The following is a 14,283-nucleotide window of genomic DNA, read 5'->3' as shown; positions in this document are numbered from 1 at the left end:
CATTGACGTACAGGAAGGTCTATGTGATCATGGTGATATGAGCCAAGGCGCGCGGCGGATGGAGTTCAGCTGTTGTCTCTTGCCCCCCTACGACCCGATGGCCTTGGTCGAGATGACAAGGGCTGCAGCGGGAGCCGGGTACGACCGAGTGTGGATCCCCGACCAGTCGTTACGCTGTGACCCCTTCGCCACCTTGGTTCAGCTCGCAAACGAAGTCGATGTGCCACTTGGGCTGGCAGTGACCAACCCGTTTGCCCGGCACCCAGTGCAAGTTGCGCGGTCGCTCGCCACCGTGTGGCATCTCACCGGTCGAACTGACTGGCGTTTCGCGCTCGGAGCCTCCAACCCGCACCACGTGCTCAAGCCGTTGGGTTTGAGCATGCGGAACTCGTCGCGACAGATCGGCGCTGCTGTGGCTGTCATCAAGAAATTGCTTGCGGGGGAGACAGTTTCGTATCGTGATCCTCGAAGTGACTTCGTCCTGGACGACGTGAGGATCGAGCTGGAGCCTGTTCCGGACGCCAAGATCCTGGTGGGCACGAGGGGACCGCAGACGATGGCAGAAGCGGGCCGGCATGCCGACGGGATCCTCGTCGAAGGCTTGTTCACCGCCGAGGGTATCCAGTGGGCCCGCGACGTCATCTCCGAAGGCGCCGGCGAGCGCAACCTGGATAGTTTTGAGTACACCGCCTGGCAGGTCGCCGAGGTGCTCGATGGAGGCGCCGAGGTGCCCGCTCACGCGGCGAAGTTCGCGCGCGTGCTCATGTCGACCACACATCCGAAAGTATTGGCAAGACTTGGATTTGACGACGAACTCATCATGCGTGCACACGATGAGGCCGCAGCGGAGCCGATGCCGGCCTGGGCGGTTCAGAGCTTGATCGCCGTAGGCACTGCGGATCAACTCCTCGATCGGGTCACGGCCGCGGCTCAAGCCGGTGCCGGTGGTTGGGCATGCTCGTTCACCGGCAACCCCGCTGAAACGGTTCACAGTTTGAAGCGTTTTGCGGCTGAAGTAATCGACGTGTACCGAACCACCGAAATGAAAGCAGCGCAGGCTGAATGACTATCAACGACGACATCACCGTCACGTTGGCCCCCAAACTCGGCGAAAGTGGCATCGACGGCCTTATCGCGATCTCCCCGGAGAACTTCGCCTACCTTGCAGGATTTGTTGTCCCGTCACATGAGCCTCTGCGGTGGCGTCACGCCGCGGTGTTGCTACGGGCGGATGGTCAGTATTCGGTTCTCTGCGTGGACATGGAGGAGACGACTGTTCGTGCCGCGTTGCCCGACAGCCGTATCCATGTCTGGGAGGAGTTCGCGGACAACGCCATGGAGGAGTTGGCCGTCGCGGTGCGCGAAGCCGGGATGGCCGGAAGGCGGATCGGGATCGAAACCGATTACCTGCCGGCGCGGGACTTTGCACGGCTACAAGAGCTGCTGCCAGGAACCAGATTCGTGCCGGTGCAGCACATCCTCGCCGCAAGTCGACGCATCAAGACCGATCGGGAGGTCGATTTACTGCGTCGACTCAGCCGGGCCACCGATGCCGCGATCTCGGCCGGTTTTGAGCGGGTCAAGGTAGGGCATACCGAGTTGGACCTGGCGGGCCATGTGATAGCTGCGCTGTACGAGAACGGCGTTCAGAAACAGCGAGGTATGGTGTGCGCCACGGGGGAGCGGAGCTTCTTTCCGAATGTCGGTCCCACCGACCGTCGCCTCGAGGCCGGCGACCTGATTCGCTTCGAGGTCTTCGGCGTGATCGACGGGTATCACGCCGGGATTTGTCGAACCGCTGTCGTCGGAGAGCCCACTATGGAGCAGCAACGGGTATGGGACGTGCTGGTGGATTGTCGGCGCCAGGCGTTGGCGGAGATCAGGCCAGGTGCCAGCTCCGCCAGTATCTACCGCAACTATCTGGAACGCTTCTCAACTCTCGGTTATGACCCGATCAGCTTTGTGGGACACGGTATTGGCGTCTACCTCCATGAGAATCCGTATCTTGGGCGTTACACGGATGAAGTGATCGAACAAGGCATGGTTCTCGGCATCGAACCGTTGCTCTACCTTCCTGGGCAATTCGGTATGCAGATCAAAGACATGGTTCACGTGGGTCACGACGGCGCAGAGGTGCTCTCTGACGTCATGGACGCTGAGCGCCTGCATCGGGTGGGCTGACATGACCGACCATGCCATCAAGATCGTCGAAATCAACTGTCACCTCATCCGTCTTCCCATGCGTCGTCCCCAGCGCTGGGCCTCCCTGACTGCCAATCTCGGTAGCTGGCTTCTCTTGGAGCTGACCGACGATACCGGCGTGAGCGGTTGGGGCGAAGCGACGGCACTGGCCCAGTGGGGCGGCGACTACAACCGGTATTACGGCGAGACGCCAGGCACGGTCGCTGAGCTCGTCGAGCACATCTACACACCTCTGGTGTTGGGCCAATCTCTCACGGACATCCCTGTTTTGATGGGCTCTGTCGACAGTGCAGTCCGCGGCCACCACTATGCACGCACCGCACTCGAGCAAGCTCTGCTGGATCTTTCTGCTCGGCGCCGTGGTGTTCCGGTCTATGAGCTGTTGGGTGGCCGTTGCCGAACCGGTATCCCGGTTGCTCACAGCATCGGGTTGATGGATGAGGACAAGGCGCTCGCAGAGATCGAACAGGTGCTTGCCGAAGGGGTCGTCAGCGTCAAGTTGAAGACGGGTGAGGATGCCGACCGGGACGTCCGGTTCGTGCGTAATGTCCGCAAGGCCTTCGGCCCGGCCCTACGTATCGGCGTCGACGCCAACGGCGGTTGGAAATCAGCGGCGGAGGCGCTTCGCGTAATACGCAAGATCGAGGATTGCGATCTCGCATACGTCGAGCAGCCGGTTCGCGGAATCATGGAGATGGAGAAGCTGGCGCCGAAACTCGACGTGCCGTTGATGGCAGACGAGACGACCTGGACAGCACGCGATGTGATGGACGTCAGCCGGCGGGCCGCCGCCGATCTGGTTTCGATCTATACCTCGAAGGCGGGTGGGTTGCTCGCCGCGCGTCAGATGGATTCGGTCGCCTTCGCGGCGGGACTGGGGTCCAACGTCAATGGGTCAGGGGAAAGCGGGGTCGGTAATCTGGCCAACCTTCACTTGGCAGCATCGTCATACAGCCTTGCTGAAAGCTGCGTCATCCCCATCACCGGCTTGCAAGGCAACCGGCCGACCGAATTCGCCCAGGCTGTCTATACCGATGACGTGCTCGTCGCACCCTTCACGCTGCGTGACGGGAACGTGGACGTGCCCTCCGCTGCGGGATGGGGCATCGACGTCGACACCGACAAAGTGACGGCATACACCCTGGAGCGGAGAACATTCCATGCGTGAGTCCATCTGCATCATCGGTGCGGGAAGCGGCGGCTCGGTAGCCGCTGCACGGCTTTCTCTGGCCGGACACAAGGTCACGTTGTTCAACCGTAGTCCGGGCCGCCTGAGAAGGTATGAAGAGCAGGGCGGAATCTCCTTCACCGCTGAAGGTGTCGAGCACGGCATTGTGCCCATTCATGCGCTGACCACCGATATCGGGGCTGCTGTCACGTCCGCCGAAACTCTGCTCATCATGCTGCCGACGTCGGGGTTGGAGTTCTACGCCGAAGCGCTGGCTCCCGTCATCGAGGCGAGACACTCGATCTTGCTGGCTCCAGGGCACACCGGAGGCGCCCTTCTCGTCGATCGAGTGCTGCGGTCACGCCGCCCAGGGCTCGAAGTCGCTGTGGGGGAGACACACACGCTGCCCTATATCTGCCGCATCACCAGCCCCGGGCACGTCACCTTGTGGCGCCGGGCGGAGCGTCTGCTCGCGAGCGTACTTCCGACTCAATCGCTGGGCGTCGCCGAGTTCTTCGGTCGGTATGCCTCGCTGATCGACAATCTCAACATCGTTGATTCAGTGTTGACGACCAGCCTCAGCAACCACAACGCGGTAATGCACTCGCCGGGGATGCTCCTCAATGCCGGCTGGATCGAGTCCAAGCCCGAAGCATTCCGTTACTATGCAGAGGGGCACAGTCCGGCGGTAGGCCGAGTGATCGACGCGATCGATGCGGAGCGGTTGCAGATCGGTGCCGCCTTCGGTGTGGAACTGGACTCCTTCATCGACTTCTTCTACTCCGCGGGATATACCAGCACGGAAGCCTGGAGAACCGGCCGCTCGGACGTTGCAATCACTCTCAGCGCGCCCAACGCCGGAATCATGGCGCCGCCGAGTCTGGACCACCGCTACATCCACGAAGACATCGGATTCGGACTCGTTCCCATGATTGCATTGGCAGATCTGGCCAAGGTGGAAGTACCAGCCATGCGTGCGCTGGTTTCGTTGGCCGAAATCGCTACTGGATTTCCACTGCGAGAGAACGGCCTCAACGCGCAGCGGCTCGGGGTGGCCGGGATCGGCCTCGGAGACTTCCTCGCCCGAGTTTCAGGTGTCGGATCGGATCGTCAATCCGTATGACTGGAACTACGCCCATCATCGGCGACGGGCCTATCGGTGCCCATGTGTTGCGGACTGAGGACGCAGCGCTGCTCACCGGGCATGCTCGATTTGTCGACGACCTTGCACCGCCCGGCTGCCTGCACCTGAAGTTGGTTCGGTCATCTCTCGCTCACGCCAGAATCCGTTCGATCGATACCTCCGCCGCCTGCGCTATGGAGGGTGTGATCGGCGTTCTGACGGCCGCCGACTTGCCAGTGAAACCGCAAGTGCCGCCGGTAGAGAACGCCGATGTCATCAACGTTCCGCGTTATGCGCTCGCTGGAGACAAGGTGCGGTTCGCGGGAGAGGCGGTCGTTGCCGTGGTCGCCACTTCGCCCTACCTCGCGGAAGACGCCTGCGAGGCAGTGATCGTCGAAATGGAGCCCCTTCCGGTTGTGCTGGACGCGGAGCAGGCCGCCGCTGATGGGTCCACTCTGCTTCACGACGTTCCTTCCAACGTGTTGCTCAGCCGGAACTACAGCCACGGTGATGTAGACGGCGCTTTCACCTCAGCTGATGTGGTCATCGAGCGAACATTCCGACATGCACGGGTATCTGCGGTCCCAATGGAACCGCGCGGTGTGCTGGCGGTACCCGAGGGGCCGGGTATACGCGTGACGTCATCGCTGCAGGTGCCCCATCGCCTCGCAGACGTGCTCGTCCAGGTGCTCGACATCGAACCCGCATTCGTCCGCGTTACGTCGCCGGACATCGGTGGAGCGTTCGGACAGAAGGGGCACGTCTACCCAGAAGACATACTTGTCAGTTACCTTGCTCTCCGGCTCGGCCGCCCTGTGGCCTGGACCGAGGACCGAACAGAGAACCTTTCTGCGTCAAGCCATGCGCGAGATCAATCGGTCACAGTAAGACTGGCCGCAACCATGGATGGCCAGATTTTGGGCATGGCAGCTGACGTGCTCAGCGATATCGGTGCGTACCCCACTGAATCTCATGGGCCACTGCTCGAGGCCGGTGGAACGCCCTCGATGATTCCCGGTCCGTATCGTGTGCCTGCCTACAGCTATCGCACGCGCGCGGTGTGCACCAACAAGTGTCCATTGGGAGCGTATCGAGGCGTGGGCCTCCCCATGGCAGTTCTGAGCCATGAACGCTTGATCGACATCCTCGCCACCGAACTGCAACTGGACCGGGCTGAAGTTCGGCGCCGCAACATGATCGGGTCGGACGAGATGCCGTATAGAGCCTCCACAGGCAGGCTCTACGACAACGGTGACTATCCACGAGCACTCGAGTCCGTGCTCAGTCTCATCGGCTATGAGAACTTCGGGCGTCGGCGGCACGAAGCAAGCGCTCGAGGCAAGCTGGCCGGCATCGGTCTGGCGTCATTCGTCGAGTTCACCGGCGTCAACCGCAAAGAATATCTAGCGCGCGGGATGATGGGAACCCGCGGTGATGATTCGGCCCATGTGACCTTCGATGGCGCAGGGACATTGCGACTGTGGACCACGTTGCCAGGTGTAGGAAATGGCTCCGCCACGAGTTTCGGGCAGATAGCCGCCCACGCATTCGGTTGCTCGCCAAGCCAAGTCATTGTCGAGCGCAGCGATACGGCCGTGGCAGGGCTGGTGGGTAACGGAACCGGTGCCAGCAGGAGCATGGTGTCCGGCGGCGGCGCAGTATGGAAGGCGGCCGCGGCGCTGCGTGACCAGATCAACGAAGCACTGCGGTCCGCCCTGGGCATAGGCGTCGATGAGGCGCACCTCGTAGACGGCTCGTGGACTGCGAAGCGGCCGCAACAAAACGATTCCGTTCCTTGCATCTCTCATGAAGAGCTCGCCCTGCGCTTCGGCGCTTTCGAAGCGAGCGCGCTCTTCGAACCTCCCCAGGTCGTGTACTCCTACGCCACGCATGCCGCCGTGGTGGAAGTCGATCCCTCCAGCGGACACGTTGAGGTGGTTGACTACGCAGTGGTGGACGACTGCGGTCGGGTCATCAATCACATGATCGTCGAGGGACAAATCCGTGGCGCCGTGGTGCAGGGCATCGGTGCCGCGCTCTACGAGAAACACGCCTACGACCCGGCCGGGCAGTTACAGACCGCCTCATTCATGGACTACCTGGTGCCGACCGCGACTGATGTGCCGCAGATACGAATCAGCTCTTTCGAGATGCCGACCACTGGCTCACACCTCGGAGTCAAGGGGGTAGGCGAAAGCGGCACGCTGGGCGCTCCTGCGGCCATCGCCAACGCGGTCAGTGATGCCGTCGGCGCCGAGTTCAATGAACTGCCGATCCAAACTCACGCTGTGCTTGATGCCATCGATACCGTGAGTGCTGCAGTGGTTGAATCAGCGAGTCACCGGGCTGCCGACGGAGTTCAGCCTGTCCGATGACTACCACCAGCAACTCCCAAGTGGCCGGCAGTGTGGCCGCTCCGAAAGAACTCGTCTGGCAACGAACAGCACAGTTACCGGCTCTCCTCTGCAGAACCGGATTCACGGTGGAGCGGTCGAGAGGCGCCGCCGATGAAGTCAGCTTTGCCACTGACCAGGCCCGAGTTTGGCATGGGCTCCTTCGACTTCTGGACGAAGATGAAGTCGACTATCAGCGGACATACAGCTTGTCGGCAGCATCGCTGGGTGAACGCCTTTCTGCATCGATCGTCACTCATTTGAGCACTGATTCGACCGGGGCCACCTCGATCAGCGTTGGGTGCGACATCATCAGCACAGCCCGCGAAGGCGTGTTTCCCGAACATCTGACGTCGGCCTGGCTCACCGCCATCGAGACCGCTGCTGATTCCTGGGGCGAAGAGACCTGGGCAGCGCCAGGCCCGCGTTTGCGCCAACTCGACCCTGACCACGCCAGTGGTCTTCGATCGACATGGACGAAAGCGGGTGTCGCTTTCGTTGCCGGAATCGCCGTCGGCGCGTGCACCAGGCTCTGCCCCCGTCCGTCCAGGAGACATCCGTGAAACCTGCTGCGTTTGAACTGAAAAGTCCTGGCGATCTGGAGGAAGCCTTGGCATTGCTAGCCGAAATCGGCGACGATGCCAAAGTCATCGCTGGGGGACAGTCTCTGGTTCCGATGCTGAATCTTCGTTTGGCGCGCCCTGAGACACTGATCGACATTCGTCGGCTTACAGAACTTTCCTACATCCGGCGCACCTACGACGGCGGACGTATCGGTGCGCTCACCCGACACGTGATGGTCGAGAAATCGCCTGTGATCAACAAGTTCTGGCCGCTGCTCACCGAGGGTATTGCGCATGTCGCGCACCCTCAGGTCCGCAACCGTGGGACGATCGGCGGCTCACTGAGCCACGCCGACCCGTCGGCCGAACTGCCCACCCTGATGGCCGCGCTCGACGCACGGTTCATCGCAGCGAATTCTTCACGGCGGCGCGAGATTACATGGTCAGACTTCTTCCTGGGTCCCTTCGAGACCGCTCTGGAGCCAGACGAACTTCTCGTGGAAGTGCAGGTGCCGCCGCTGCCGGAGAAATCTGGATCGGCGTTTACTGAATACGCCCGTCGCGGAGGTGATTACGCGATCGGCGGCGCTGCTGTAGTCCTCACCATGGGTGACGATCACCGGGTAACCGGTGCGGCTATTTCTCTCCTAGGGGCCCCAGGATCGCCCGTTCGGGCAGAAGAGGCGGAGGCTCTGCTGATCGACGCGCTGTGGAGTGAGGAGCTTGGTACACAAGCTGCATCTGCCGCCGTCGCGGACATGTCACCACCTGACACCGTGCACGGAACCGGCAGCTACAAGCTCCACGTCATCAAGAAACAAATAGAAACAGCCTTGCGAATCGCTGCCGGACGAGTGAAAGACACACCGTGAGTAAGCATAAGGTCCGACATACCGTCAACGGCAACTCCATCGAGCGCGAAGTCGAGGCCAGACTGCTGCTCTCCGATTACCTCCGACACGAACTCGGCCTCGTCGGTACGCGGGTCGGGTGCGAGCAGGGAGCCTGCGGCGCCTGCACTGTCATTGTCGATGGCGATGCAGTGCGCTCGTGTCTGATACTCGCCGCCCAGACAGACGGCCACTCGATCGAGACAGTGGAATCGATGACCGATGACCCCGAGAAACTCCACCCGATCCAAGAGGCATTTCACCAGAAGCACGCCCTTCAATGCGGATTCTGCACCAGTGGCTTCCTCATGACGTTGCTGTCCCAATGGGAGACACTGGCAGACCTGGACGACGGTGATATACGGGAGGTTTTGTCCGGGAACATATGTCGGTGCACCGGCTATCAGAACATCGTCGACGCAGTGAAGGCCCTCCGAGTCCAGGAAGGACACTCCCAATGATGCATTTTGAGCAATCCTTCGACCTGGGCGTCTCCATCGCGGACGCGTGGAGCGTCATCAGCGATCTCGAACAGGTGGTGCCATGTTTACCTGGGGCCCACCTCGACAGCGTTGACGGCGGTGACTTCACCGGCAAGGTCGCCGTCAAGGTGGGTCCTATCCAGGTAAAGTACCGGGGCCGGGGAACGGTGACCGTCTGTGACGAGTCCTCGTGGACGATGACCATCGATGCCAAAGGCGCGGAATCATCCGGCACCGGCACTGCCTCGGCTACGGTGTCAGCTCGACTGGAGGCTGTGAACGAAACAGCGTGTCGCATGTACGTTTCTGCCTCCTACGAGGTCACCGGAAGTCCGGCGCGGTTCGGCAACGGTGTCATGGTCGAGGTAGCCGGACGAATCCTCCAGAGGTTCACCGACAACGTGTCCAAAGTGGTCGCCGGACGTGGCGCCGCCACGGCCGGCTCAGCCGCGGGGTCTTCGGCACAAGAAGTGGCGGTAGGCGGCGACTTGACGGTGCTCGACTTGGTCCCGCCGTCGTGGCTGCGCGGTGGCGGAATGGCCGCGGCCTTCGCTTTAGGTGTGCTGGTCGCGATCGTCGGCGCACGCGTGCTAACGACCTCTGAGCGCCTTTAGGCATTACCCGCCGATGTGATCGGTACAGAGTGGGTCCGGCGAAGGCCACGACTGCCCCCGATGGAGACGGCGCGCCGGTACACCACCGGTCGGCATGGGCCGCGCCCCCCGCCCTCGGACAGATCAGGGGTGCGGTCAATTCCGGCGTCGAGGGGCACCGGGCTGCGCGGTTGGGGTGTGGCGGTGCTTCCGGGCCCCCTGTCACGGTTCGCAGTGTTGTGGCTGTCGGGGCCGCCATGCGCCTCTTTCCAACTCTCAGAAGACAGTCACCGGCTCACCTACGCAGAGGCGCCGCCCAGTATTTGCACGCTGGTTCGGCGATTGCTGGTGACCGCCGGCGACATGCGCTATCCGCGCGGACCGACACGGCATCGGGAGCTACTAAACTCCGCAATTCCTGGAATCTGCGGTGTCGTCTGCCCCTTGTAGTGCTAGCCCTCAAGCGGCGCTTGGATACCAGCGGAACGTGTGACAGGACAGCTCGGCGACATTCGCCTCGCCAAAGTCATGTTCGACCGTAGTGACGTAATTTAACAAGAGCGCAGCAAAGTTCACATACGTTCATAAACGTCTGTGCGTACATTCATGAATGACCCTTGACGTCTATGGCGCCGCGATGGCATGCTCCTCTGAATTGAGTGAGCAACAACACACAAAGGACGTGTCCTATCTTGACCGCAACCGAAGGCAATCGGCCTCGCTTCAGAGGACATGGATGCCGCGCCGGCGCGAAAACACTTGCAGGTCAGCACAATCACGCCCGTCACGGGCGGGCAACTGTCGTCTGCGCCTGTTACGAACCAGCTGAGAACCGACAGTCACGGCTGGCTTGGCCGGAGCATTGTGTCAATACCGAAGGCTGCACCACCGTGCCGGAGGGGCGGAGGGCGGCGGGGCGGACTTTGCACGCCGTCGCCGCACTGCGTCCCGGCCTCAGCGGAAGGGCGGCGCGGTGACCGTACCGCTCTCCGCCGATGTCGCGTCCGTGTCGAGCAAGCCCCGCGTACCCCCGTCTGTCCGCTACGTGGGGGCTCGCCTGGTGTGGGGTGTCTTCTGTCTGCTCCTCCTATCGATAGTGGTCTTCGGCGCGACACACCTACTGCCTGGGGATCCGGTGCGAGCCGCACTTGGGCCGCAAGCAACTCCGGAACGAGTTGAGTTCCTTCAGCAAGAGCTGAATCTCAACCGACCGCTGGTTGACCAGTACACCACGTGGTTGTCAGGGGCTATGAAGGGGGATTTCGGACGGTCGACGGCGATGTTGGCCCGTGGCTCCGCCCCGGAAGACTCTGCGGTGGCGACGCTAATGGGTCCTCGATTGGCGAACTCGATAGCGCTCTTGGTGCTTGCTGCCGCAATCTGCGCGCCGGGCGCGATCGCGTTGGGCTGCATATCAGCGCTGAGTCGAGGGGGAGCCGTCGACAAGGCGATGACGCCAGCAGTCATCGTCCTGTCGGCAATCCCCGAGTTCGTGCTCGGTGTCCTGCTCATCGTCATCTTCGCCACCGGCATTTTTCAGTGGTTGCCCGCCGTGTCGACTCTGACACCAGGGGTTGCGCCTCTGCAGCAGTGGCAGTCGTTCGCGCTACCGGCATTGACGTTGGCGCTCATGGTCACGCCGTACATCTATCGCATGACCAGAGTGATGATGAAGGAAGTGCTGGAAAGCGATTACGTTGTTGCTGCGCGCCTCCGGGGCGTATCGCCGGTCAGATTGGTGGTGCGGCACGCCGTTCCGAACGCCCTGGGCCCCACTGTTCAGACCCTCGCGCTGACTGCTACCTACCTCGCTGGAGGAGCGGTCGTCGTCGAGAGCGTGTTCAACTTTCCTGGCATCGGACTCGCACTTGTCGATGCGGTCGGAACCCGAGACTTTCCGGTTATCCAGGCGGTCTGTATGGGGCTGGCCGCTCTCTACGTACTGCTTTTCATTGCTGCAGATGTGGTGTCGACAGCTCTCAATCCCAAAGGTGAATGGCAATGACCATTGCGAATACCTCTTCGCCGAACGACGCGCTCGCTGCGCGTTCAAAGAAGCCGAGGCAACGACTGTTCGGCGCGGTTGGTGCGATCACTGGTCGTGCGGTGCGGCGTCGCTCCACCCAAGCCGGCCTGGTCTTAGTCGCTGCAGTCGTCCTCCTTGCGGTACTGGGCCCTGCGATGCCCCTCGACGATCCCAACGCCATCTCGGGTGCGCCATTCGCCAAGCCCGGCGGTGAGCATCTCTTGGGAACCGATACTCTGGGCCGCGACATCCTGAGCCGGACCTTGCATGGCGGAGCGCTGCTCTTGCTTCTTGCTCTGGTCGCGACGGTACTGGGTGTAGGGCTCGGATCTGCACTCGGGTTCTACATCGGTACATCCGATAGCGTCATCTCCAAATCAGTTGCCCGGCTCTCCGATTGCATCCTGATGTTGCCCAATATCGTATTCGCGCTTCTCATGGTCTCGGTTCTGGGCCCGCATCTGTGGCTGTTGCCATTACTGGTGGCGGTGGGCCATCTTCCTGAGGTGGCACGAGTGATGGCCACAGTCGCCAGACGCATCAATGCCAGTGACTTCGTGGTTGCAGCAAGGGGAATGGGCGTCTCACGGCACAGGATCCTGGTCAATGAGATTCTTCCCAACGCAGCTGGTCCCATCCTCGTAGAGTGGGGACTCAGGTTCACCTGGTCGATCGCCACGTTGTCAGCCCTGGCTTTTCTCGGATTCGGAGTGCAACCCCCGCGATCCGACTGGGGGCTCATGATCAACGAGAACATGGCAGGTCTGACTTTCCAGCCATGGGGCGTGATTGCGCCGGTTTTCCTCATTGCGGTGCTCACCCTTGGCATGAACATGGTTGCCGACGGCTTGGCACGGGCCGCGGCGGCGACCACTGATGATCTCACCGTTGAGAAGCTCGAGTTGGGGGTTGCGTGAGTACGCGGACCAGCGTAGGTGCGACGCGTGACCGAGCGGACGGTGTATACATCGAAGGGTTGACGGTACGCACACTGGCCGGGCAGCCGATTATCGATGGTGTCAGCTTTGAAGTCTCAGCTGGCCAGATCGCCGGTCTCGTCGGTGAATCAGGTTCAGGCAAGACCACGGTGGCGCATGCACTGGTGGGCTACACACGGCCCGGGCTTGCCATCACAGAGGGCGTGATCCGGGTTGCCGGCCGCGATATTGTCGGCTTGTCGACGCGTGAGCTCACTCGACTTCGAGGCTCTCGAATAACCTATGTGCCACAAGACCCGGGCAGTGCGCTCAATCCGCTGATGACAATCGGAGCGCAGCTCCGAGAGGTTGAACGTAAACTCGGCCTGGATGGTAAACAGGGTGTTCTCGGCGAGACGCTCGAACTCGTTGGACTGTCGTCTTCACGAGAGTTTCTACGCCGCCGTCCCCATCAGCTCTCCGGTGGGCAACAACAGCGCCTCCTGCTGGCGATGGCATTCGCGGGCAAACCCGCACTGGCGGTGCTCGACGAGCCCACCACCGCACTCGATGTGATGACACAGCACCTTGTTCTCGAAACATTGCGTAATCTCGCGGAAAAAACCAAGGCGGCAGTGCTTTACGTCTCTCATGATCTTGCGGTGGTCAACCAGATCGCAGAATCTATAACGGTGATGTACGCGGGCCGTGTTGTCGAGCACGGGCCCCGATGCGAGGTGATCAGCCATCCACAGCACCCCTACAGTCGAGGACTGATCGCGGCCGTTCCCCGAGTGGAGTCTCCGGCTCTGCCCCTGGGAATACGCGGCCGTGCGACAACGGCCAATGACCGCGACCCCGGATGCAATTTCGCACCACGCTGTGACGCAGTCATCGAGGTATGTCTGGAGCAGCGACCGAAACTCGTTGGTCACGGTGACCGCGCGACATCCAAGTCGGCCTGCCATCTGGCGGGCCCTAGTGGAGCCAACGCGCCGAAACGCCGTCGCTCTGGGGACGCTGGCGATGGCGTGACGGACACGGGCGGGAACGCCTCACGGCGGCCCGAAGTTGCCTCCGGCGCAGAGGTGTTCGTCGAGGGTCTCTCCATTCGTTACGGCAACGGAAGTCCGATCTTTCACCAGCTGTCCCTGAAGCTACCGCGACAAGGATGCACCGCCATTGTTGGCGAGTCCGGAAGCGGAAAATCGTCTCTCGCACGGACGATTGCGGGGCTTCAGCCGGCGGCCGCGGGATCGTTGTTGATCGACGATGAGGTGGTTGATCTGACCAGGAGTCGTAGGGACCGTCGACTTCTGCGCAAGATCCAGTACGTGTTCCAGAACCCTGCTGCCGCTCTGAACCCACGCAAGACTGTCGAGCAAACACTCAGTGACAGCATCCGTGCGTTCGATCGAACTGCATCGCGAGCTGAGATTGATCACCGGGTTACCACTGTGCTGGAACAGGTTTCGCTCTCGCCGATCAGCCGGCGGAAGTACCCGGGACAGATGAGTGGGGGCGAGCGGCAGAGAGTGGGAATCGCGCGGGCGCTGGTCGTGCGGCCCGAGATAATGGTGTGTGACGAAGTCACCTCCGCGCTGGATGTATCCGTACAGGCTTCGGTGGCGCGTCTGCTACGCGATTTGTGTGTAAGTGGTGAGATCACGATGCTCTTCGTAACCCACAACATGGCGCTGGTCCGGTCGCTGGCAGACGAAGTCCTTGTGCTCCAAAACGGACGAGTGGCCGAGTCCGGTCAAGTCGATCGTGTCTTCGCCGCTCCGAGTCACGCTTACACCCGCACTCTGATCGAGCGCACCCCCTCGATCCCCACAACACAATCAAGCCTCGACGTTCTTCACTGAGGACATCCAACACTCACCGCGACCTCTCGACCGACCTTGTTATACGACGTAGACAGGA

Annotated in this window: 12 protein-coding genes and 1 pseudogene; all 13 read left to right on the top strand. The window is 61.6% G+C overall.

Annotated features, from left to right (window positions below; genetic code table 11):
• Positions 1-37: 37 nt before the first annotated feature.
• The 13 genes and pseudogenes from NL241_RS32740 (at position 38) to NL241_RS32680 (ending at position 14,225) form a co-directional block, all read left to right on the top strand.
• Entirely contained in the window at positions 38-1,066 is a 1,029-nt protein-coding gene (locus tag NL241_RS32740; protein ID WP_494396181.1) for an LLM class flavin-dependent oxidoreductase, read from the top strand.
• Positions 1,063-2,181: a M24 family metallopeptidase gene (locus NL241_RS32735; protein WP_494396180.1), complete on the top strand. Its 1,119-nt coding sequence runs from the start codon at positions 1,063-1,065 to the stop codon at positions 2,179-2,181. The genes NL241_RS32740 and NL241_RS32735 overlap by 4 nt, the downstream gene beginning before the upstream one ends.
• A 1-nt stretch (position 2,182) precedes the next feature.
• Positions 2,183-3,370 carry a mandelate racemase/muconate lactonizing enzyme family protein gene (locus NL241_RS32730; RefSeq protein WP_494396179.1) on the top strand — a complete coding sequence of 396 codons (1,188 nt, stop codon included), beginning with the start codon at positions 2,183-2,185 and terminating at the stop codon, positions 3,368-3,370.
• Complete coding sequence (locus NL241_RS32725; protein WP_494396178.1) at positions 3,363-4,493, top strand: NAD/NADP octopine/nopaline dehydrogenase family protein; 1,131 nt, start codon at positions 3,363-3,365, stop codon at positions 4,491-4,493. Before NL241_RS32730 ends, NL241_RS32725 begins: the two co-directional genes overlap by 8 nt.
• Positions 4,490-6,868 carry a xanthine dehydrogenase family protein molybdopterin-binding subunit gene (locus tag NL241_RS32720; RefSeq protein WP_494396177.1) on the top strand — a complete coding sequence of 793 codons (2,379 nt, stop codon included), beginning with the start codon at positions 4,490-4,492 and terminating at the stop codon, positions 6,866-6,868. Before NL241_RS32725 ends, NL241_RS32720 begins: the two co-directional genes overlap by 4 nt.
• Positions 6,865-7,449, top strand: a complete 585-nt coding sequence (locus NL241_RS32715) for a hypothetical protein (RefSeq protein ID WP_494396176.1) — start codon at positions 6,865-6,867, stop codon at positions 7,447-7,449. The genes NL241_RS32720 and NL241_RS32715 overlap by 4 nt, the downstream gene beginning before the upstream one ends.
• Positions 7,446-8,321 (top strand): FAD binding domain-containing protein, encoded by an 876-nt coding sequence (locus NL241_RS32710; protein WP_494396175.1) that lies wholly within the window; start codon positions 7,446-7,448, stop codon positions 8,319-8,321. Before NL241_RS32715 ends, NL241_RS32710 begins: the two co-directional genes overlap by 4 nt.
• A complete protein-coding gene (locus NL241_RS32705) occupies positions 8,318-8,800 on the top strand; it encodes a (2Fe-2S)-binding protein (protein ID WP_494396174.1) in 483 nt (160 codons plus the stop codon). The genes NL241_RS32710 and NL241_RS32705 overlap by 4 nt, the downstream gene beginning before the upstream one ends.
• Positions 8,797-9,435, top strand: a complete 639-nt coding sequence (locus NL241_RS32700) for an SRPBCC family protein (RefSeq protein WP_494396173.1) — start codon at positions 8,797-8,799, stop codon at positions 9,433-9,435. The genes NL241_RS32705 and NL241_RS32700 overlap by 4 nt, the downstream gene beginning before the upstream one ends.
• Before the next feature lie 952 nt (positions 9,436-10,387).
• Positions 10,388-10,663: pseudogene (locus tag NL241_RS32695) on the top strand (hypothetical protein); the annotation flags it as partial.
• Positions 10,664-10,777: 114 nt separating this feature from the next.
• Positions 10,778-11,419: an ABC transporter permease gene (locus NL241_RS32690; RefSeq protein WP_494398436.1), complete on the top strand. Its 642-nt coding sequence runs from the start codon at positions 10,778-10,780 to the stop codon at positions 11,417-11,419.
• Complete coding sequence (locus tag NL241_RS32685; protein WP_494396172.1) at positions 11,416-12,357, top strand: ABC transporter permease; 942 nt, start codon at positions 11,416-11,418, stop codon at positions 12,355-12,357. The genes NL241_RS32690 and NL241_RS32685 overlap by 4 nt, the downstream gene beginning before the upstream one ends.
• Before the next feature lie 59 nt (positions 12,358-12,416).
• A complete protein-coding gene (locus tag NL241_RS32680) occupies positions 12,417-14,225 on the top strand; it encodes a dipeptide ABC transporter ATP-binding protein (protein ID WP_494396171.1) in 1,809 nt (602 codons plus the stop codon).
• Positions 14,226-14,283 lie beyond the last annotated feature (58 nt).

Source organism: Mycolicibacterium sp. SMGY-1XX (assembly GCF_059132455.1).
This window is presented reverse-complemented; position numbering and strand designations above follow the sequence as displayed.